The 20,802-nt window shown below is 66.1% G+C and carries 20 protein-coding genes; 14 read left to right on the plus strand and 6 right to left on the minus strand.

Features of this window, described 5'->3' with window-relative positions:
• Window position 1 precedes the first annotated feature (1 nt).
• The 10 genes from AC3WQZ_RS01200 to AC3WQZ_RS01245 all read left to right on the plus strand — a co-directional run bounded on the left by AC3WQZ_RS01200 (window position 2) and on the right by AC3WQZ_RS01245 (window position 11,474).
• Window positions 2–1,387 (plus strand): MmgE/PrpD family protein, encoded by a 1,386-nt coding sequence (locus AC3WQZ_RS01200; protein WP_010809272.1) that lies wholly within the window; start codon window positions 2–4, stop codon window positions 1,385–1,387.
• A gap of 140 nt (window positions 1,388–1,527) precedes the next feature.
• Window positions 1,528–2,082, plus strand: coding sequence for a carboxymuconolactone decarboxylase family protein (locus AC3WQZ_RS01205; protein WP_010809273.1), 555 nt, complete (start codon window positions 1,528–1,530; stop codon window positions 2,080–2,082).
• Between the two features lie 42 nt (window positions 2,083–2,124).
• Complete coding sequence (locus tag AC3WQZ_RS01210; RefSeq protein ID WP_010809274.1) at window positions 2,125–2,925, plus strand: SDR family NAD(P)-dependent oxidoreductase; 801 nt, start codon at window positions 2,125–2,127, stop codon at window positions 2,923–2,925.
• A 144-nt stretch (window positions 2,926–3,069) separates the two neighbouring features.
• Window positions 3,070–4,029, plus strand: coding sequence for an SMP-30/gluconolactonase/LRE family protein (locus tag AC3WQZ_RS01215; protein WP_492299842.1), 960 nt, complete (start codon window positions 3,070–3,072; stop codon window positions 4,027–4,029).
• 317 nt (window positions 4,030–4,346) lie between these two features.
• On the plus strand, window positions 4,347–5,342 hold the full coding sequence (locus AC3WQZ_RS01220; RefSeq protein ID WP_011617244.1) for a tripartite tricarboxylate transporter substrate binding protein: 996 nt from the start codon (window positions 4,347–4,349) through the stop codon (window positions 5,340–5,342).
• A 50-nt stretch (window positions 5,343–5,392) separates the two neighbouring features.
• Window positions 5,393–6,187 carry an enoyl-CoA hydratase/isomerase family protein gene (locus tag AC3WQZ_RS01225; RefSeq protein ID WP_492299844.1) on the plus strand — a complete coding sequence of 265 codons (795 nt, stop codon included), beginning with the start codon at window positions 5,393–5,395 and terminating at the stop codon, window positions 6,185–6,187.
• Between the two features lie 4 nt (window positions 6,188–6,191).
• Window positions 6,192–8,294, plus strand: a complete 2,103-nt coding sequence (locus AC3WQZ_RS01230) for an acetate--CoA ligase family protein (RefSeq protein ID WP_492299845.1) — start codon at window positions 6,192–6,194, stop codon at window positions 8,292–8,294.
• A gap of 12 nt (window positions 8,295–8,306) precedes the next feature.
• Window positions 8,307–9,155, plus strand: coding sequence for an alpha/beta fold hydrolase (locus tag AC3WQZ_RS01235; RefSeq protein WP_492299847.1), 849 nt, complete (start codon window positions 8,307–8,309; stop codon window positions 9,153–9,155).
• A gap of 12 nt (window positions 9,156–9,167) precedes the next feature.
• A complete protein-coding gene (locus AC3WQZ_RS01240; protein ID WP_492299848.1) occupies window positions 9,168–10,502 on the plus strand; it encodes an MmgE/PrpD family protein in 1,335 nt (444 codons plus the stop codon).
• Between the two features lie 168 nt (window positions 10,503–10,670).
• Entirely contained in the window at window positions 10,671–11,474 is an 804-nt protein-coding gene (locus AC3WQZ_RS01245; RefSeq protein WP_010809281.1) for an IclR family transcriptional regulator, read from the plus strand.
• A gap of 143 nt (window positions 11,475–11,617) precedes the next feature.
• Here the strand turns inward: AC3WQZ_RS01245 and AC3WQZ_RS01250 are convergent, their stop codons facing one another.
• From AC3WQZ_RS01250 to AC3WQZ_RS01260, 3 genes are read right to left on the minus strand one after another with little or no spacing between them, the layout of a single operon-like run.
• Window positions 11,618–12,940: a phosphoribosyltransferase gene (locus AC3WQZ_RS01250; protein ID WP_010809282.1), complete on the minus strand. Its 1,323-nt coding sequence runs from the start codon at window positions 12,938–12,940 to the stop codon at window positions 11,618–11,620.
• A gap of 19 nt (window positions 12,941–12,959) precedes the next feature.
• Window positions 12,960–13,973 (minus strand): zinc-dependent alcohol dehydrogenase family protein, encoded by a 1,014-nt coding sequence (locus AC3WQZ_RS01255; protein WP_492299849.1) that lies wholly within the window; start codon window positions 13,971–13,973, stop codon window positions 12,960–12,962.
• 7 nt (window positions 13,974–13,980) lie between these two features.
• On the minus strand, window positions 13,981–14,436 hold the full coding sequence (locus AC3WQZ_RS01260; RefSeq protein WP_010809284.1) for a universal stress protein: 456 nt from the start codon (window positions 14,434–14,436) through the stop codon (window positions 13,981–13,983).
• A gap of 304 nt (window positions 14,437–14,740) precedes the next feature.
• Here AC3WQZ_RS01260 and AC3WQZ_RS01265 point away from each other — a divergent pair, with 304 nt between their 5' ends.
• Both AC3WQZ_RS01265 and AC3WQZ_RS01270 read left to right on the plus strand, forming a co-directional pair.
• Entirely contained in the window at window positions 14,741–15,577 is an 837-nt protein-coding gene (locus AC3WQZ_RS01265; RefSeq protein ID WP_492299850.1) for a universal stress protein, read from the plus strand.
• A gap of 32 nt (window positions 15,578–15,609) precedes the next feature.
• Window positions 15,610–16,452 carry a universal stress protein gene (locus tag AC3WQZ_RS01270; RefSeq protein ID WP_010809286.1) on the plus strand — a complete coding sequence of 281 codons (843 nt, stop codon included), beginning with the start codon at window positions 15,610–15,612 and terminating at the stop codon, window positions 16,450–16,452.
• A 19-nt stretch (window positions 16,453–16,471) separates the two neighbouring features.
• Here AC3WQZ_RS01270 and AC3WQZ_RS01275 read toward each other — a convergent pair whose 3' ends face one another.
• Window positions 16,472–16,852: a LysR substrate-binding domain-containing protein gene (locus AC3WQZ_RS01275; protein WP_492299851.1), complete on the minus strand. Its 381-nt coding sequence runs from the start codon at window positions 16,850–16,852 to the stop codon at window positions 16,472–16,474.
• 2 nt (window positions 16,853–16,854) lie between these two features.
• Window positions 16,855–17,787, minus strand: coding sequence for a LysR family transcriptional regulator (locus AC3WQZ_RS01280; protein WP_058696765.1), 933 nt, complete (start codon window positions 17,785–17,787; stop codon window positions 16,855–16,857).
• A gap of 117 nt (window positions 17,788–17,904) precedes the next feature.
• Here AC3WQZ_RS01280 and AC3WQZ_RS01285 point away from each other — a divergent pair, with 117 nt between their 5' ends.
• Together AC3WQZ_RS01285 and AC3WQZ_RS01290 are read left to right on the plus strand one after the other, a co-directional pair.
• Window positions 17,905–18,657 carry a 3-oxoacyl-ACP reductase family protein gene (locus AC3WQZ_RS01285; RefSeq protein WP_454749087.1) on the plus strand — a complete coding sequence of 251 codons (753 nt, stop codon included), beginning with the start codon at window positions 17,905–17,907 and terminating at the stop codon, window positions 18,655–18,657.
• A 14-nt stretch (window positions 18,658–18,671) separates the two neighbouring features.
• Window positions 18,672–19,289, plus strand: a complete 618-nt coding sequence (locus AC3WQZ_RS01290; RefSeq protein WP_492299852.1) for an NADPH-dependent F420 reductase — start codon at window positions 18,672–18,674, stop codon at window positions 19,287–19,289.
• 447 nt (window positions 19,290–19,736) lie between these two features.
• Here the strand turns inward: AC3WQZ_RS01290 and AC3WQZ_RS01295 are convergent, their stop codons facing one another.
• Window positions 19,737–20,690, minus strand: a complete 954-nt coding sequence (locus tag AC3WQZ_RS01295) for a LysR family transcriptional regulator (protein ID WP_010809288.1) — start codon at window positions 20,688–20,690, stop codon at window positions 19,737–19,739.
• Between the last annotated feature and the right edge of the window lie 112 nt (window positions 20,691–20,802).

The following is a 20,802-nucleotide window of genomic DNA, read 5'->3' on the forward strand; positions in this document are numbered from 1 at the left end:
CATGCATCAACAAACGCAACCGATGGCCATCACCCGGGAGCTCGCCGGATGGATCGCCGGCATCCGCAACGCCGACCTGTCGGACGCGGTGCGGCAGGCGGTCGCCGGACTCTCGCTGGATACGTTCGGCGCCGGCCTGACCGGGCATGACGAGCCCTGGTCGCAGGCTATCCGTGGCTGGGCCGACGATGGTTACCTCGCTCCGTGCGATGGCGGGGCACGCGCATGGGGCCGGCGGGGCAGGACGTACCGCGCCGCCGATGCCGCGCTGGTCAATGGCGCCGCTGCACACGCGTACGAGCTGGACGACTTCCATAATGCAAAGGTCCACTTGGGCGCGGTCGTATTGCCGGCGGTCTTCGCGTTGGCGGAGACGCTCGAGGTGCCGCCCGAGCGGGTCGAAACCGCTATTGCCGTCGGCTACGAAACCATGATCCGCTGCTCACTGGCGCTGCAGCCGGCGCTGGCCAGGATGAAGGGATGGCATATGACCGCCGTGTGCGCGCCACTGGGCGGAGCCGCGGCATCGGCGGTGATGCTGGGGCTCGACGCCGAGCGCACGGCGTGGGCGCTGGGTCTTGCCGGCACCCAGTCGGGCGGACTGTTTGCGTTCGCTTGCGACGGCGCGGATTCGAAGCGCTTCCATCCGGGGCGCGGCGCTCAGGCCGGCGTGATGGCTGCCGAACTGGCGGCGCGCGGCCTGACCGGCCCGACGCAGTTGTTCGAGACCGGGGACGGCGGCTGGCTCAAGGCGTTCTCGGAGTCGCCCAAACCGGAAAGGCTGCTGGCAGGGCTGGGCAGCGACTGGCACATGCCCCGGACCAACTTCAAGCCCTATGCTTGCTGCGGCAGTGCCCATGCGCATGTCGATGGTGCGCTGCGGCTGCGTGCCGACTGGGCGGGGCAGGGGCCGATTCGCGTCGGCATGCCGGCCGTTGTCGATGTGCAATGCGGCTACCGCTATGCGCCGGGCAGTGTGCTGAACGCGCAGATGAGCGCCCGTTACGCGCTGGCGGTGGCGCTGCTGGATGGCGAGGTGCTGCCGGCGCAGTTCGGGCAGGCCCGCCTGGCGGATCCGAAGATCATCGCGCTGGCCAACGCGATCGAGATCGTACGCGACCCCGAACTCGACGCGCTGTATCCGGCCAGCTTCTGTGGCTGGGTGGAGCTGATGTCGAAGAACGGTGAGCCGCTGCGTGCGTACCAGGCCAACCCGTCGGGTTCCGCGGAGAATCCGGCGCGCATGGCAGCCATCCGGGACAAGTTCCGCGCCTTGACGGCGGACGTGCTTGCGCCCGCGCAGGTTGAGGTGCTGATCGACGCATTTGGCAAGCTGGCGACGACGCCGGTGCGCCACATCCTCGCCGCCGCCGAATCCGTCGCCTGAAGCCGGAATGCCGGCGACCAGAATAGCTTTCATCAAACCAACAATGAAGCGGAGACAGCCCGGCCGACCCAGTCGCATCGCGCCCCATCGGTGCCCTGGCCTGCGTTCCGCTTCCGACCATCGACACGGAGCGCAAGCGAATGGAACGCCTCAAGCCACTGAAACCCGAAGAACTGACGCCCGAGCAGCAGGAAGTCCACGCGGCCATTGCCGCCGGTCCGCGCGGGCAGGTTCGCGGGCCGCTTGCGATGTGGCTGCACCGCCCGGGCCTGGCCAACCGCGCGCAGGCGCTGGGCCAGTACTGCCGCTATGACTCGTCGTTGCCGCCGCGGCTGTCGGAGCTGGCCATCCTGGTGATGGCCCGCATCTGGATGTCCGAATTCGAATGGTGGGCACACAAGCCCATCGCGCTGAAGGCAGGTGTGGCCGAAGACGTGGTCGAGGCGATCCGCACCGGCCGTGAGCCGGCCTTCGTCAAGGAGGATGAGCGCGTGATCCATGAGTTCCTGACTGTGCTGCACGCCACGCGCAATGTGCCGGACCAACTGTACCAGCGCGCGATGGCGGTGCTGGGCAAGGACCAGGTGGTGGACCTCGTTGGACTGGCGGGCTACTACACGCTGATCTCGATGACGATCAACGCTTTTGGTGTCATGCCCCCGGCCGGCAGCGCGCCGGAGCTGGTGCGCGCCTGAATTCCGTTCAAACCGTTACCCCGAAACACAAAAGGATTCCGTATGTCAGGCCGTCTCGAAGGAAAGGTTGTCATCGTTACCGGCGCGGGTTGCGTCGGCCCCGGTTGGGGCAATGGCCGCGCCGTTGCGGTGCGCTTTGCACAGGAAGGCGCAAAGATCTTTGCCGTCGACAAAAGCGCTGACGCGATGCGTGAAACGCTGGAGCGGCTGGACGCCGCGGGTGCAGAGTTTGACTCGCACCTGTGCGACGTGACCGACACCGCCGCGGTCAAGGCCATGGTCGATGCCTGCGTGGCGCGCTTCGGGCGCGTGGATGTGCTGGTCAACAACGTCGGCGGCTCGGCCAGGGGTGGCCCGGTGCAGCTTAGCGAAGAAGACTGGGACCGCCAGCTCAACTTCAACCTGAAGAGTGTCTTCCTGACCTGCAAGCACGTGCTGCCGCACATGGAGCGGCAGGGCGGCGGCGCCATCGTCAATACCGCGTCGACTTCGGGCATGCGCTGGACCGGTTCGGCCCAGGTCGGCTACGCCTCGGCCAAGGCGGCAATCATTCAACTCTCGCGCGTGGTCGCGGTCGAGTACGCCAGGAAGAACATTCGCGTCAACACGGTGATCCCCGGCCAGATGCATACGCCCATGGTGGAGGCGCGCCTTGCCGGGCAACGTGCGGGCGGTGATGTCGACTCACTGCTGGCCCAGCGCCAGGCACGTATTCCGCTCGGGTTCATGGGCGATGGCCGCGATACCGCCAATGCGGCGCTGTTCCTGGCATCCGACGAGGCGCGCTTCGTCACCGGCACGGAGATCGTGGTCGACGGTGGCATGAGCGTACGCTGCGACTGATCAGCATCCGGTGCCGGACGACCGTTCGCCGCTGGGCTGGCTGCAAGCTGCGGCTGGCAATGACTCATTGCTGCGTGCCGTGTTGTCGGTTACCCCGTCCCGTCGCCACGGTTAACCCTCTTTTCGGATCCTCTGGGCTGAACCATGACCATGCACACTTTCCTTGCGCCGGCCGAGCCGGTGCGCTATCCGGATGCGCGCGTCCAGGCACTGAGCCCGCGCTTCGAGAAATACCACCTGCCCCTTGCCGCGATCGACCGCATTGCCACCGGCTGCCGCTGGAGCGAAGGCCCGGTCTGGTTCGGTGATGGCCGCTACCTGCTGTGGAGCGACGTCCCGAACGACCGGATCCTGCGCTGGGATGAGGAGACCAGTAACACCAGCATGTTCCGTAGCCCGTCAAACCATGCCAATGGCAATACCCGCGACCGCCAGGGAAGGCTGGTGACCTGTGAACATGTCGGCCGGCGTGTCACGCGCACCGAGTATGACGGCAGCATCACCGTGCTGGCGGACCGCTATGACGGCAAGCCGCTGAATTCGCCCAATGACGTGGTGGTGAAATCGGACGACTCGATCTGGTTCACCGATCCGCCGTTCGGTATCGCCGGCTACTACCAGGGCGAGAAGGCAACTTCGGAACTGCCGGAGCGCATTTACCGCATCGATCCGGCCAGCGGCCGCCTTGACATCGTCGCCGATGACGTCAGCGGGCCCAATGGCCTGGCATTCTCGCCTGACGAGGAATTGCTGTATGTGATCGAGTCGCGCACCCGGCCTCGCCGCATCCGCGCTTTTCAGGTCAGTGACGGCGGCGAGGCGCTGGGCAACAGCCGAGTACTGGTTGACGCCGGGCCCGGCACCCCGGATGGCTTCCGTGTCGATATTGATGGCAACCTGTGGTGCGGCTGGGGCATGGGCACGCCCGAACTCGACGGCGTGCGCATCTTTGCCCCGGACGGCGAACCCATCGGCCATATCAGCCTGCCAGAGCGCTGTGCCAACCTGTGTTTCGGGGGGCGCCATCGCAATCGGCTGTTCATGGCGTCCTGTACGTCGATCTATACGCTTTATGTCAATACGCAAGGCGCGGCCGGCGGCTGACGGCAAGCACCCATTGAAGCGCCTCAGGCCTGAGTAATCTGCTCGCCGGACCCAGGTCCGTCGTCGGTTTGCAGTCCTGATTTCCCGGGGGCTGGCGGTCTGGGACTGGTTTGGGGATACGGTTGGCCCTGCAGAGTTTGTGGGCTCTGCAGGGCCTCCTTTTTTGCCGCGCGGGATGGCGCCCTATTAATTCCATACAGTGGAATTGTGGGGGTGTGGAATCGCCCGCCTGGGCCTAAGCTGTCTCCAACAAAGAAACGCGCCCGGTGCACGCAGTGTGATGCCGCGGCGTTCCGACTCGTTCCAGGAGACAAAGCATGCATCCGTTCTGCACCGGATTGTTCCGCCGGCTTGCCAAGGCAGCCATTCCGTTCCTCATGGCCGCGACAGCGCCTTTGCCGGCGCTCGCAGCCTTTCCCGACAAGCCGATCCGCATGGTGGTGCCGTTCGCCCCCGGCGGCGGCACGGACCTGGTGGCGCGTGCCATGGGCATTACCATGGGCGAGGACCTTGGCCAGCCCGTCATCGTCGATAACAAGCCGGGCGGCAGCACCATTATCGGCACCGATGCGGTGGCCAAGAGCGCGCCAGACGGCTACACGCTGGTGATGGCGACGCTGGCCCACGCGGTCAACCCGAGCCTGCACAAGAAACTGCCGTTCGATACGGAGAAGGCGTTCGCGCCGGTCATGCTGGTGGGCCGCTCGCCCAACGTGCTGGTGGTGAAGCCGGACAGCCCCATCAAGACCGTGCAGGACCTGATCGCGGCCGCCAAGGCCAAGCCGGGCAAGCTCAACTACGCCTCGCAAGGCGCGGGCACTTCGGCGCACCTGGCCGGCGAGCTGTTCAAGAACATGGCCAGGGTCGACTTGAACCACATTCCTTATCGCGGCGCCGGCCCGGCGATCACGGACCTGCTCGGCGGGCAGGTCGATGTGATGTTCGCCACGGCAGCCGCAGTCGCGCCGCACCTGGAGAGCGGCAAGCTTCGGGCGGTGGCGGTCACGACCGCACAGCGCTCGCAGGCGCCGGCGCTGAGCAAGGTGCCAACGATCGCGGAAAGCGGCGTGCCCAATTATGTGGCGGATAGCTGGTATGGCCTGTTCGTACCGGCCGGCACGCCGCCGGCGGTGATCACGCGGCTGAACGCCGCGGCGAAGAAGGCCGTGCACACCGACGCGTTCCGCAAGCGCGCCGAACAGGAGGGGCTTGCCATCAGTGGCGGCACACCAGATGAGTTCGGCCGCTACGTCAAGGCCGAGAGCCAGCGCTGGAGCAAGGTCATCAAGGACGCCAATATCACGGCCGACTGAGCGCGGCACTCGTAAAAAAACAGATCGCACACATAGCACCGGACAGGACCATGGACAACTATTCCCTGATTGAACTGAAGATCGAATCGGGCATCGCGCTGCTCACCTTTAACCGCCCCGACAAGCGCAATGCCATGAGCGACGACATGCGCTCGGAATTCATCGACGCGCTGGAGCGCGTGGCGGCGGACAAGGCCATTCGTGCCCTGGTGCTCACCGGGAACGGCAAGGGCTTCTGCGCCGGCGGCGACGTGGCCGGCATGCAGCGCCGCATGGAGGCGCCCATCGGCGAGGTGGGCTTCAATGGCTGGAGCCGCCAGCAGCGGGTCCACTACACCGTGAAGCTGCTCCACACCATGCCCAAGCCCACCATCGCCGCGGTCAACGGTGCCGCGGCCGGGCTGGGTGCCGATACCGCGCTGTGCTGCGATTTCGTGCTGGCGTCCGAAGCGGCGTCGTTCTCCTGGTCCTATATCAACCGGGGCCTGATCCCGGACGGTGGCGGCATGTATTTCCTGCCGCGCCGCGTAGGGCTGTCGGCAGCGAAGGAACTGGTCTTCACGGGCCGCAAGGTCGAGGCGCAGGAGGCCGCGGCCCTCGGCATCGCGGACCGCCTGAGCAAGCCCGAAGCGCTGATCGACGATGCGCTGAGCTGGGCGGCGCAACTGAGCCAGGGCTCGGCTACCGCGATCGCGCTGGGCAAGAGCATCATGAACCAGTCCTTCGAACTGCCCGCCGACCAGGTCTTCGCCCAGGGCAGCCAGGCGCAGGGCATCTGCTACACCAGCACCGAGCATCGCGACTCCGTGCTGGCTTTCCTGAACAAGACCGCCAGCAAGGCCTGACCACATGAATGCCATCCAAAGACTTGTCACGCCGCGCAGCGTTGCCGTGATTGGCGCATCCGCCGACCCCGCAAAGACTGCAGGCCGCCCGGTTTCCTACCTGCGCAAGCATGGGTTCAGCGGGGCGATCTACCCGGTCAACCCCAAGGTCGAGTCGATCGACGGGCTGCCTTGCTTTCCGGACATTGCCTCGCTGCCCGAAGTGCCGGACGTCGGCATCGTGCTGCTGGGCGCCGAGCGTGCGCACCTGGCCGTGCGCGACCTGGCGGCGCGCGGCGCCGGCGCGGCCATCGTGCTGGCGAGCGGCTATACCGAGACCGGCGCCGAGGGCGCGCGGCGCCAGGCTGAGCTGATCGAGGCGGCCGGCAGCATGCGCCTGCTGGGGCCCAATACCATCGGCCTGGTCAACCTGACCGACAACATCCCGCTGTCGGCCAGCGGCGCGCTGGAGATGGACCAGTTCCCGACCGGCAGCATTGGCGTGGTGTCGCAAAGCGGCGGCATCCTCGGTGCCTTGCTGTCGCGCGCCGCCGCACGCGGCATCGGCCTGTCCAAGCTGGTTTCGACCAGCAATGAAGTCGACCTGGATCTGGCCGACTTTATCGATTATCTGGCCGATGACGAGGCCACCCGCGTGATCGCGCTGTATGTCGAGAGCGTGCGCAACCCGGAGACGTTCCGCCGCGCAGCGCTGAAGGCGGCGCGCGCCGGCAAGTCGGTGGTGGCGTTCAAGATCGGCCGCTCCGAGAGTGGTGCGCGCGCCGCGGTGTCACATACCGGCGCGTTGGCCGGTACGGATCGCATGTATGACGCGCTCTTTGAGCAGGTCGGCGTGATTCGCGCGCAGACCTTCTCGGACCTGCTCGACATGCCCGCCGCCCTGGCTACCGGGCGCAAACTGACTGGCAATCGCGTTGCGATCCTGACCTCGACCGGCGGCGCCGGCACGCTGGTCTCCGACAGCCTGGGCGTGGCCGGCTTCGAGACCCCGGCCCCTGACGAAGCGACCGCGGCGAAGCTGCGCGCGCTGCAGAAGGGCGACCACGCGGCGCTCGACCGCAACCCGATCGACGTAACCCTGGCCGGGCTGCAGCCCGACCTGCTCCGCGCAGCGATCCGCATCCTGCTCGACAGCCCGAGCTACGACGCGGTCGCAGTCATCGTGGGCTCGTCCAGCCTGGCCATGCCAGACCTGATGGCCAATGCCATTCGCGACTGCCTGCCCCATAGCGACAAACCGGTGATTGCGTACGTGAGCCCGCATGCGCCGGAAGTCGCATCGCTGCTCAATCGCCGTGGCGTGCCGGCGTTTTCCGCGCCGGAGGCTTGCACGGTGGCGATCGACGCGATGCTGCGTGCCGGCAAGCTCGGCGCGGTCGACGAAGCGGGCACTCCCACGCTGCCGTTGCCCGATCTCACCTCCTATGGCACCGGCTCGCTCGACGAAGCCGCGGCCAAGACCTTGTTCGCCGGTTTCGGCGTACCGGTTGCGAAGGAGGTTGTGGTTGCCGATGGCGCCGAGGCGATGGCGGCGGCGCAAGCCTTCAGCGGCAATGTCGTGCTGAAGATCCTGTCGGCCGAGATCACCCACAAGAGCGATGTCGGCGGCGTGGCCGTCAATGTCCCGCCTGCGGAGGTGGGAAGCCGGCTGGCAAGAATGGCAAGCGACGTGCAGTCGGCCACGGGTATCGCGCCCCAACGCTTCCTGGTGCAGGAAATGGTCAAGGCCGGCGTCGAAGTGATCCTCGGTATGCACCGCGACGCGCTGGGCACCGCGATCCTGCTCGGCATGGGCGGCGTGACCGCGGAGCTGTTCGGCGATACCACGCTGCGGCTGCTGCCTGGCGAGCGCGGATTGAGCCGCGACGCCGCGCTGGCGATGATCGGGCGCCTGAAGACGGCCCCGCTGCTGCAGGGCTTCCGGGGCCGGCCGAAGGCGGATGTGGAAGCCCTGGCCGACGCGATCGTCGCCTTCTCGCGCATGGTCGCCACGCTTGGCGACCGGCTGGTCGAGGCGGAGATGAATCCCGTGTTCGTGCTGCCCGAAGGGCAGGGTGTGATGGCCGCCGATGGCGTGGCGGTGCTGGCCGGCAACGACAAGCCCTGACGAGACCCTGGCATGTGCAACGTGCGCGACGGTGTGTTGGTGACTTCGGTCGATGGGTGCGAGATCATCTGGCGAAGCTTTGGCGACGGCCCGGCGAGCGTGCTGTTGCATGGCGGCCATGGCAGCTGGCAGCACTGGACGCGCAATATCGGGCCGTTGTCCCGGAACCGCCGGCTGCTGGTGCCAGACATGCCGGGCTTTGGCGATTCCGGTGCGGCGCCGCGCGCCGATCTGCCTGGAGTCGTCGAGGTCCTGGCCCGCTCGCTGGCCCAGCTATCACCTGGCCGTGTCGACCTGGTGGGCTTTTCCTTCGGCGCGCTGGTGGCGGCGCACCTTGCGACCCATGCGCGCCTTGGCGATATCGATGTCGGTCGCCTGGCGTTGCTCGGGCCGGCCGGCCATGGCGGTCCGCGCCGCATGACGCGGGCGCTGGTCGACTGGCGCCGCTGCCACGATCCGCACGCGCTTGCCGCGGCGATGCGCGACAATCTGGCGGCATTCATGATCGCCGATCCGGCCGCCATCGACAGCGAAGCCGTGGCCATCCACACGCGTGCCTGTCGTGCGACCCGCTTCCATAGCAAATCGATCTCGCGCGCAGGCGGATTGCAGCAGGCGCTGGCGCGCTTTCCCGGCCCGGTATTGATGACCTGGGGCGAAGCGGACGTGACCATGTCGCCCGAATCGATTGCCGGGATCGCGCGGGACTCGCGGCATGCATCAGCCGACGCGCCCGAAGTCAGTGTCAGCGTGGTGCCGGGCGCCGGGCATTGGGTCCAGTATGAGGCCCACCAACAAGTCAACCGGCTGCTGCAGGCATGGCTGCAGCAGCTCCCCGACACGCCGGCGCAGGCCGGCTGAGGAGAACCTATCTTGAACGCAACCGAGGCCTTTGGGCCTTTCTTCAGCACCATCAAGGCAGGACCGCTGCCAGCCGAGGTGATGCATCATGCGAAGCGGGCGCTGGTCGACTGGCATGCGGCGCTGTTCCCGGGCATCGGCACCGATGCGGTCCAGCGCCTGCAGCGCGTGCTGGAAGAGGAGCTTGGCCGCGGCAACGCCACCCTGCCAATGGGGCAACGCGCCACGGCGCGCGCCGCGGCGCTGCTCAATGGCGCTGCCGCCCACGCTGCCGAGATCGACGACAGTTTCCGTGATGCCATGTACCACCCAGGCGCCGCCACCATTGCCGCCGCCATTGCTGCGGCACAGGACGCGGGCGCCAGCGGCGAGACGCTGCTCAAGGGCATCGTCGTCGGCTATGAGGTTTCAACGCGCATCGGCGTCGTGCTGGGCCGGGCGCACTATCGCTTCTGGCACAGCACCGCGACTGTCGGCACGTTTGGCGCGGCGGCCGCCGCGGCGTTTATCCATGGGGCGAGCGAGGAGCAGCTTGCCCACGCGCTGGCGACCGCGGCGACCTTCGCCGCCGGACTGCAGCAGGCGTTCCGCATGGACTCGATGTCCAAGCCGCTGCACGCAGGCCGCGCAGCGGAGGGCGGATTGCTGGCCGCCCGCGCCGCCATTGCCGGCATCACCGGTTCGCTCGATGTGCTCGACGGTGAGACCGGCATGGGGCGAGCGATGTCGGACGGCCCTGACTGGAACGGGCTGGCATCGACGCTTGGGCAAGACTTCCATATTTGCCGGCTGACCTTCAAGAACCACATTGGCTGCGGCCATACCTTTGCGGCAATCGACGGCGCGCTGGCGCTGAAAGCGAAGCTGGGCATCGACACCGCCCAGATCCGTCGCATCCGCGTCGCCACGTATCGCCCGGCGCTGGATATCGCCTGCTATCTCGACCCCAGGAGCGAGAACGAAGCCAAGTTCAGCCTCAAGTTCATCGTCGCCGCCGCCCTGGTGCATGGCAGCGTGCGCTTGTCGGCCTACACGCCGGAACGGTTGTGGGACAGCGAGACGCGCCGGCTGATGGACTGCATGACTGTCGAGGTCGACCCTGAAATCGACGGCTGGTTTCCTGGCAAGCGCGCGGCAAGGATTGAGATCGAAACCCTGGACGGGGCCACGGCTGACTACTTGCAGCCAAATCGCAAGGGCGATCCGGAGGACCCGCTGTCCGACGCTGACCTCGGCGGCAAGCTGATCGAACTGGCAGCGCCGGTGATAGGCGCCGATGGCGCGCGCCGGCTGGCGCAGAAGATCTGGCACGTCGAGACGGAGCCGGTGGTCAGCCTGTTTGGCTGAGCAGCGGCGCCCCGGCGCCAACGCGGTCACCGGCATGACGAACACAAGCGGTGAAGGACAAGGAGATCGGCATCGAGTAGCATTGCCTGCGGCGGGTGCAACCTCAGGAAATGCATGCACCGGACGCCGCTTTCCAGAACGGTCACTGGTGCGCAGTGATCCCCTGTCATGCCAAACAGCACCGTCAACATCGAACGGATCAAACCAGGCCAAGGCAAGGCGACGCCCAACCGCTCGCTCGAACGTGGCATTGCCGTACTGCGCGCCTTCCGCGCCGGCGCGTCCATGCTCGGCAACAGCGAGATTGCCGAGCGCACCGGCTTGTCCCGCTCGACCGTCAGCCGCCTGACGCAGTCGCTGATTGAGACCGGCATGCTCGAGTATGTCCCGCAGTGCCGGGCCTACCGGCTGGGTGTGCCGGTCCTCAGCATGGCGCATGCCATGCGCGACGGCTCGCAGGTTCTCAGGGTCGCGGCGCCGATGATGGCCGAGGTTGCCATGCGGCACAAGATCAATGTCGGACTGGCGGTGGCGGAGGGAGATGAGATGATCTACCTGGAGTCGTTCCGCTACAACCGGCGCCAGTCACTGCGCACGGTGGTGAGCGGGCAGCGCATCCCGATGGCGCTGACCTCTCTCGGCCGCGCGCACCTCGCAACGCTGGCACCTGAGGCGTTCAACGCGATGATGAGGGCCATGGCCGACAAGAACCGCGGCCGCGGCTGGGGGGAGCTGCGACGCGAAATCGATGCTGCGGTGTCTTCCGTGCATGAGAAAGGCTACTGCGTCGCGTCATGGCAGCCTCAGGTTGTGGCCATGGCAACACCATTGCGATTTGACGAATATGCCGTCCATGTATTGAACGTCAGCGTATCCACGCACCAGGATGCCGGTGCTGTCGAGGCGGCGCTGGCCAAGCCACTGATGGAACTTGCAGCGGCGATACAGGAGCGGATGCCGCGCGTGGAGTAGGGGCGCTGCGGTATCGAGATCCGCGCCGCCTTTCGCCCCATGTCAAAGGACGGGCTCCCCGTTATTGGTCCCAAGATTGTTGTCCGGTCTTTGGGGTTGAGCCTCACGCATCAGGCGCAGCCCGGCGTAGCCGCCAGGCATGGTCATCCGCCGTAACCCAGGCGGGGACAAGATGGGCTCGCAAGGTGTCGCTCGAACCAGCCTATCGTGAGTGCCGCGATGTCTTCCAGGGCCCTGCGGTCTTCAAATCCGCGGCCGCTGGTCGGGATGAGCCTCAGTTGCCGCGGACAATGCATCTGCTCGAATGCAAGATTGTTGATCTGGATGTCTTTCGGATTGCCGCTGGCACATATCAGCAAGGCAGGGATTTCAAGCTGCCGCAGGGTTGCGCTGCCCGCGAGATCCAGCCGCCCCGCAACACAGGCCACGGCGCTGAGTTGCGTCGCGCCGCACGCGGCTGAGCGCAAGGCTGCCGCCGCTGCGGTGCCGGTACTTAGCAGGCCCACAGGCAAGCTTGCGCAAGGGGTCCCAGTACGCAGGAAGCTCAAGGTCTGGTCCAGTCTTGCCACCAGCTCATCGACCTCCGATTCCGGTGCGTCGTCGACGCGGCTGTCAGGCTGCAGGTCTACGAGCATGGTGGCGAATCCTTTCGCGCGCAGCTTGCGTGCTAGGTAATTGCTGCGGGCTGCACGGCGTTGCGCGCCACCGGCATACACCATCACCGCGACGCCGACCGGGTTCGGGGCCGTTTCGAGCATGGCCCGCAGCCGAGTGGTCTGATACGGAATCAGCATCGCCTTGCTCAACGACGGCACGCCCGCCACCGCACCTGGCCGGGCACGGGTCCGGGGCTGCGTTGGCGGTATCCCTGTCAACTGTCGCACGCGGTCGTCGCTGACCAGCTGGAACTCATGATAGAAGTGCGCGAGGTTTTCGATGCGGTCCGGAGTATCCAGGCAGATGACTTCGTCGGCCAGGGCGCGGACCCGGTCCAGCCCGGCTGGGGTGGCGATCGGGAGCGCGCATATGAGCCGGGCAGGTTGCCGCTTGCGCAGGCTGGCGAGGGCCGCATACATCGTTGCGCCGCTCACCAGGCCGTCATCCACGACGATCACCACGCGACCGCCCGGATCCGCCAGCTTGCGGACCGGCGTATACACGGCGCGCTGCCTGCGAAGCTGGTCGAACTGGGCATCACGCTGGCTGTCGGCGCCGCCATTTGCGTCCATTGCGTCCGTGCACCATGTCGCGCCAGAGTCGTCCAGTGCTACGCCAGGAACGATCCTGCGCGCCATCACCAGGTCGAAGTCAGCGCCCAGTGCGTCGGCCACAACACGCCCGACCGGCACGCCGCCGCGCGGAATCGCCAGTACCAGGGCATCGGTTCCCCGATACGCGCGCAACGCCCAGGCGAGCTCCGAGCCCGCATGCTCACGCGCCTGAAAACGTGTCTGGTAACGGCTCATCGATCTAGCTGCCAGGGATCTATTGACGGACTTTCAGGACGGCGGCGCCGGTAAGCCGGCCCTCGCGCAGGTCGGCCAGTGCTTCGTTGGCCTGCTCCAGCGGATACGCGGTGGTGTGCGTATGCAGCGGCGTCCGGGCGGCGATATCCATCAGCGCGATGCCGTCGGCACGCGTGAGGTTGGCTACGGAACACAGGCGCCTTTCTTCCCAAAGCAGCTGGTAAGGCATGCTTGGGATATCGCTCATATGAATTCCGCCACAGACCACGATGCCACCCTTGTCCACGGCGCGCAGCGCCTTGGGCACCAGCGCGCCCACCGGGGCGAAAATCAGCGCGGCGTCCAGCGGCACGGGCGACTCGAGCTCGCTCGAGCCGGCCCAGCACGCACCGGATTGGTAGGCGAGTTGCTGGGCGCCTGCGTCGCCCGTGCGGGTGAAGGCGTAGACTTCGCGGCCTTGCGCCACCGCGATCTGCGTCACCAGGTGGGCGGCGGCGCCGAAGCCGTAGATGCCGACGCGCTGCGCATGGCTGGCTGCGCCCGACATGCGCAGCGTCCGGTAGCCGATCAGGCCCGCGCAGAGTAGTGGCGCGGCGTGTTCGTCATCGTAGCCGGGCGGAATCCGGAAGCAATAGCCGCTGTCGGCAACAACGTACTCCGCATAGCCGCCATCGCGGGTATAGCCAGTGAACAGCGGTGCGTCGCAAAGATTCTCGTGATGACGCAGGCAGTAGCGACAATGGCCACAGCTATGTCCGAGCCAGGGCACACCGACGCGGTCCCCCGGCTTGAAGACGGTGACACCGGCGCCGCACGAATCCACCTGTCCGACGATTTCATGTCCCGGGATGAGCACCGGCTTGGGATGGCGCAGGTCGCCGTCGGTGATATGCAGGTCGGTCCGGCACACCCCGCAAGCTCCCACGGCAATGCGAAGTTCGCCGGGCCCCGGTTCGGCAACCGGCAAGTGGTGGAGGCGCAGCGGCAGGCCTGCGCCCTCGAAGACCATCGCACGCATGGTTTGGTGGGGCATGGCGCGCCTAACCTTCGACTTCGCTGCGGACCAGGAGCACGGGCTTGCTGGTCTTGGCAAGCACGCCTTCCGACACGCTGCCCATCAGCAGGCGCCGGACGCCGCGGCGGCCGTGGGTGCCAAGCACGATCAGGTCGGCATTCCACGCATCGGCTTCGGTGACAATGGTCAACGAGATCCGGCCCGGCGCCACCGGCTTTTCATCCAGTTTCACCGAATTGCGCACGCCTGCTTCGCTGAGCCTGGCTGAGGCGGCATCCAGCGCCTTGCGGCCGTGCGCGGTGATGTTGTCGACCAGTTCTTTTGGATTGAAGTAACTGGCCTCGAAGAACACATCGCTGTCGTCTACCACGAACAACGCCTTGACCTCGGCCCCGGTTGCCTTGGCGATGATGATGGCCTGGCTCAGTGCCAGGTCGGAAGAACGGCTGCCATCGACGGCGAGCAGGATGCGCTGGTACATGATGGATCTCCTGAAGGGCAAGGGTGTGCTCGATGTTGCGATTCGCTGCATTCAGCGTAGGCGCCGGCCTCGATATGCGCTTGAGATAGGTCAACCCGAAGGGGCAGGCGCCGCGAGAAACTGACCGCAGACAGAAGTGATGGCCGCATGGCTTGACGGTTTTACATACCTTGTTCGCAGTAGCCTCCACCGCACATCAGGACGAACTTGAGCCATGTCGCCGCATGGCTGGCCCGTTGATCCGGGTCAAGCGCCGGTCGGCCTTGCTGCCTAGACTGGTCTGTAGTTGAGGGGGAGGGCGATCATGGCTTACGACAGCATCCTGGTGCATCTGGACAGCAGTCCGCAGGCACGGCAGCGGCTCGAAGTGGCGGGGCGACTTGCGGCGGCCGGCCAGTGCCGGCTGATCGGCATGTACGCAGGTTTCATTCCCGATCCTGCCTGGTTCTACCTCATGGACGGCGCGCAGCAATATGTCGCGGACGATCTGGCCCGGCGCAAGCAGGTCAGGGAAGACGTCCGCGCGCAGTTTCTGGCTGCAACCCAGGCCATGCCGGTGCGCGCGGAGTGGCGCGCCGCGGAGCAGGGGGCGGTGGCATCAGTGCTGCGCGAGGCCCGCGAGGCCGGCCTGGTCGTTGCCGGCCAGTACGACCCCGGCAATACGGAAGGTCCGGTGGCCCGGCAACTGCTGGAATCGCTGCTGCTGGAGACCGGCCGACCGACGCTCGTGGTGCCGTGCGCGGGCACGTTTCCATCGCTGGGTACGCGCGTGATCGTGGCGTGGAATGGCAGCCGCGAGGCGGCGCGGGCGCTTCACGACGCCGTGCCGCTGATGGCCGGCGCGCAGGCGCGCATTTTTTGCGCACAGGCCGCGGCCAAGGAGGCCAGAGCCGACGCCACCCCGGTCGGCCACGCCGCACGCGTGCTGGAGCGCCACGGCGTCGCCGTGGAAATCGAACACGGTCCCGGTGGGGCTGACCTGACCATCGGCGAACTCATCCTTTCGCGCGCGGCGGATTTCGATGCCGACCTGATCGTGATGGGTGCCTACGGACACGGTCGCATGCGGGAGCTGGTGCTCGGCGGTGTCACGCGTACGCTGCTTGACTCGATGACGGCACCGGTGCTGTTTTCACGATGATGCAAGGTCAAACCAAAGAGTGGAATCACCTCATGGACTTCAGAACCATCCTTGTCGACCTGAGCGAAGATGCTGCACGGTCCGCGCGCATTGAAACGGCAGCACGGCTTGCCGAAAAGTCCGGCGGCAGCGTGGTCGGACTGACGGCAACAGGAACGCACCTGGAGCCGTTTCGCGGGGCGGGCGAAGAAGCCGGGCAATACGGCGTGCTTGCCGCGAACCATTTGCACAAGCTGGCTGCGGCTCACAGGAACGCACTCGAAACGCTGACCGGGCAAGTGTCGCCGGCCATTCCCAGCCGGCACATCGTTGTCGAAGCCGAGTCTGGCTGGGCGCTTGCCGACGAGGGCCGCTTCGCCGATCTCATCCTGCCCGCAGCGCCCTCGGCGCAGGCCGATGTGCCGGCTTTGCTGGCCGGGGTCGCGGAGTACGCAATGCTCAATGCAGGCCGGCCCATCCTGCTGGTGCCGGGCGCGTCCGGCCCGCGACTTGGCGGCCATGTCGCCATCGCATGGAACGGCGGCCGGGAGGCCGCGCGCGCGGTCGCGGACGCACTGCCGTGGCTTGTGCATGCCAGCGCCGTTACCGTCCTGGTGGTCAGCGCTGGCAAGTACAGCGCTGCTGGTGAGAAAGAGGCCTATCGTGACAGCGCCGATCGGCTGACAGCATGGCTGCTCAGCCATGGCATCCGCGCCAGTCTGCTGGTCGGAGAGGGCGATCCCGACCACGTTCTGCCACAGCTTGCGGCCAAGGTTCAGGCCGGCCTGCTGGTCGCCGGCGGCTATGGCCGCTCCCGGCTGAGGGAGCTGGTGCTGGGCGGCACCACCCGCGCCCTGCTGCGGCAGTCAGGCTTGCCTGTCTTCATGTCGCACTGAGGCGAACCCTCCCGGTACCTCAAGCCACGCGCCGCCCAGGCATCAGCCCGCCATATTCCTTCCCCAAAAACTCCGCCGTGTGCTCCAGCAGATAGGCGCGGCAGATCTCGCTGGCCGGTGACAAACGCTTGCTGGACATATGCGCGACATGCCAGATGCGCTCGATCGGCGTACCGGTCACGTCCAGCAGCGCGATCTCGCCGGTGCGCAGTTCCAGCGACAGCGTGTGCAGCGACAACAGGCTGATGCCCATGCCGGCCATCACCGCCTGCTTGATCGGATGCCCGCCGCCAAAGCGTGGCCGTCTCTGACCGACCCACTCCTGCCCTTCATTAAAGTTTGGCGGGTGACTCAAGTTTGGGCCAGAGCGGACGCCGAAACGGTGTGCCTTGGTAGACAACTCTAAATGCCGAGGCTGCCAGCCAGCCGCTGCGCTAGTCCGTCGCGGCGAAAGGCTTCCACAACGTGGTCGATAAATGCGCGTGTCTTGCTGGGCATCAGGGTGCGCGTAGGGTAGTACAACGAAATGGCGCCGGCGTCGGCGTACCAGCGCGGCAGTACGCGTACCAGTTCGCCACGTTCAATCCATGGCAGCACATCGGGTACCGCCAGCAGCGCCACGCCTAGACCCAGTAGCGCGGCTTCCCGCATGGCGGCCGGGTCGCTGACGACGATGCGTTCTGGCATGGTCGCGGCAACCTCGTTGCCCGCGGCATCGCGCATGGTCCAGTGGCGCGTGCGTCCTGTGCGTCCGGAGCGCATGACGATGCCATCCATGGCTCTCAGCATGGACGGATCGGCAGGCAGCGTGCGTTCCCGCAGATACGCAGGCGACGCCACCGCGACGATATGCGCCGGTGCCAGTGGGCGCGACACAAGACCCGGCGCCAGATCGAAGCCCCCGCCTATGGCTGCGTCGAAACCTTCGGCGATCAAGTCGATCGCACGATTCTCGAAATGCCATTCCGGGCGGATCGCGGGGTAACGCTTCAGGAAATCGGGCAGTAACGGCATCACGTAAGCCACGCCGAAAGAAGGGGCCAGGCTGACTTTCAGTACGCCAGCCGGTTCGCCGTGATCATTCGACATCGCGGCGATGGCGGCTTGCAGCGCATCGAGGTTGCCGCCGATGGAGGCCAGGAAGCGCTCGCCAGCCTCGGTGAGTGTCAGCTTGCGTGTGGAGCGCTGAAACAGTCGCACGCCTAGGTTGCGCTCGAGCATCGCCACGTTGCGGCTGACGGCCGCGGGCGTCAGGGCAAGTCGGCGACCCGCCGCCGAAAAGCTGCCGGTTTCGGCGCTGCGCACGAAGGATTCGAGGTTGGCGAGGGTTTCCATCTGGCTCAGCTTACATGATTGCTTGAAGATGATTCCAGTCATTCATAGCTAATCACCATGGAATCGAGCGCCCATACTCCGTTCACACCTTGTGATTCATCTCAAACGGAGAAAGAAATGACTCAAAAGACACTTCCCATGACGGGCAAGATCGCCCTTGTTACCGGCGGTTCGCGCTCTATCGGCGCCGCCATTGCACGCCGCCTGGCCGCCGATGGCGCTGCCGTGGCGCTGACCTACAGTGCCTCACCGGAAAAGGCCGCCATGGTGGTACGCGAGATTGAAGCGGCCGGCGGCCGCGCTGTAGCGCTCGCCGCAGACTCCGGCGATCCCGCCGCGGTGCGCCGGGCCGTGGCAGCGACGGTCGACGCCTTCGGTGGTCTCGACATCCTCGTCAACAACGCCGGCCTTGGCCTGGGCGGTGCCATCGAGGACATCTCGTTCGACACCTATGAGCGCATGATTGCGGTGAACGTGACCGGCGTATTCGTGGCCACGCAGGAAGCCGTGCGCCATATGAAGACGGGCGGGAGGGTGATCCACATCGGTTCGTCGATGGCGCGCTATGCGGCGTTTCCCACGGCATCGCTCTACACGCTGACCAAGGGTGCGATCGCAGGCTTCAATCGCAGCCTGGTGCGCGATTTGGGGCCGAAAGGCATCACGGTCAACACCGTCCACCCCGGCCCGACCGACACCGATATGAATCCCGCCGGCGGCCCGGTCAGCGAAATCGTAGGGCCCGGCATTGCCTTGGGCCGATACGGGCAGCCCCATGAGATTGCCGGCGTGGTGGCGTTCCTCGCTGGTCCGGACGCAGCCTTCGTCACCGGTGCCGAGATCGTTGCCGATGGCGGTTTCACCGCCTAAACCGGGAGTACGTCATGCAAGCAAGCTACGGAAAGACCATTGGCATCATCGGCGCGGGCGCGATAGGCATGGCGTTCGCCACGGCACTGGCACGGCACGGCATCCAGGCGGTGGTTGCTAATAGCCGTGGGCCTGAAACGCTGCGCGATGCCGCGAACGTAATCGGGCCTTCAATTCGCCCTGGCACGCGCGAGGAAGCCGCAGCGCAGGAGATCGTGCTGGTGGCGGTGAACTGGTCGAAGCTGCCGCAGGCGCTGGGCGGGTTGCCCAATTTCGGCGGACGCATTGTCATCGATGCCAACAACCCGATCGAGGCCCCGCTGTTTCGCCCCGCGGACCTGCATGGCCGCTCCTCGAGCGAGTTGTTTGCAGACCTCGTACCCGGCGCGCGAGTTGTCAAGGCGTTCAATCACCTGCAACCCGCGCTGGTTGCTGGCGATCCGCAAGCAGAAGGTGGCCGGCGCGTGATGTTCTTGTCCGGTGACGATGCAAGTGCCAAGGTCGAGGTGGCTAGGTTGATCGATCGTCTTGGCTTCTTTGGCATCGATCTGGGTTCGCTTGATGTGGGCGGAAGGCAGCATCAGTTTCCTGGAGGACCGCTGGCGGCGCTGAATCTGGTGAGGTTGGGTTGATTTGAAAGGCGGGCCTGGAAGCAATCGAAAGAGGAACTCGCTATCGACGGTCCGGCAAGCTCCATACCGTCCGCTGTGTCAGAGCTTCGGCCATTCAGCCTGAGGGCCCGGCCGTCGCTTTCTGGCCGACAAGGGACGGTCCAGCCAGCCCAACGTTGTAGCAGGCGTCCAAAGTAAATAACCGCAGCCGAAGCTGCGGTTATCCTTCATTCCCCAGTATGACCAACCGCCATCAAGACTGCCCTCGTAGCGGCCGCGCCAGACATTCGCCTCAGTCCGAGGGGAAATGCTCTGCAGCAGTCCGATCAAGCTGCAGCTTGATCAAGAGGATTCGCAATTCTCTCTAGCCTTTGTCATCCGAAGGCCTTCACCAGCCGCCGCTGCCCAGTGGGTTCCGACCGGGACGGGACGGATGGCTCTCTAATCCCAGCCAACCCTCCTGGAACCTCAGGCCACCCGCCGCCCGGGCATCAGCCCCCCGTACTCCCTCCCCAAAAACTCCGCAGTGTGCTCCAGCAAATAGGCGCGGCAGCTCTCGCTGGCCGGCGACAAACGCTTGCTGGACATATGCGCAACATGCCAGATGCGCTCGATCGGCGTGCCGGCCACGTCCAGCAGCCCGATCTCGCCGGTGCGCAGCTCTAGTCCCAGCGTGTGCAGCGACAACAGGCTGATGCCCATGCCGGCCATCACGGCCTGCTTGATGGTCTCGTTGCTGCCCAGGGTGATCACCTTGGCCGGCGTGAACAGGTGGTCCCGGAACATGTACTCCGCCACGGTGCGGGTGCCTGAACCCGGTTCGCGCAGCAGGAAGGTCTCGTGACGCAGTTCCTGCAGGTCGAACCCCTTTGCATCGTGTAACGGGTGCCGCGGCGAGGCCACCAGCACGTGCGGATGCGCGGCGATGGGTTCCGACACCGCATCCAGTTCGCGCGGCGGGCGGCCCATCAGCGCGAGGTCGATGGCGTTGTCCTGCAGCAGCCGCAGCAGCGTTTCCCGGTTGCCTTCGGCGATGCGCAGATCCACGCCCGGGTGCAGCGCGGTAAAGCCGGCCAGCAGCTTGGGGGCGAAGTACTTCGACGTGCTGATCAGCCCGATCGTGATCGAGCCCTGCTCGACGTCCTTGACCGCCTGCAAGCCTTCCTCGGCGTCCTTGACCTCGCCGAGGATCCGGGACGCATGGTGCAGCAGGCGGTCGCCGGGCTCGGTCAGCGTGAGCTGCCCCTTGACCCGCTCGAACAGCGCCATGCCGACCACGGATTCAAGCTGCTTGACCTGCATCGAGACCGCAGGCTGGGTCAGGTGCAGTTCTTCGGCCGCGCGCACGAAGCTGGCGTGCCTGGCCACGGTGACGAAGATCTGCAACTGGCGAAGGGTAAGGGCGCGCAGGAAGGACGACATGGGCGGTTGGGGGCGGCTTTGGATGGTCCCGTGATGTGCAGCTTGGTCCGCACTTAAGGGATTGCTTATACAGGGGCTAAGAATATCTGAATTTACCTTATGTGGGTGGGCT

The sequence above is a fragment of the Cupriavidus sp. FW305-26 genome (assembly GCF_058787975.1).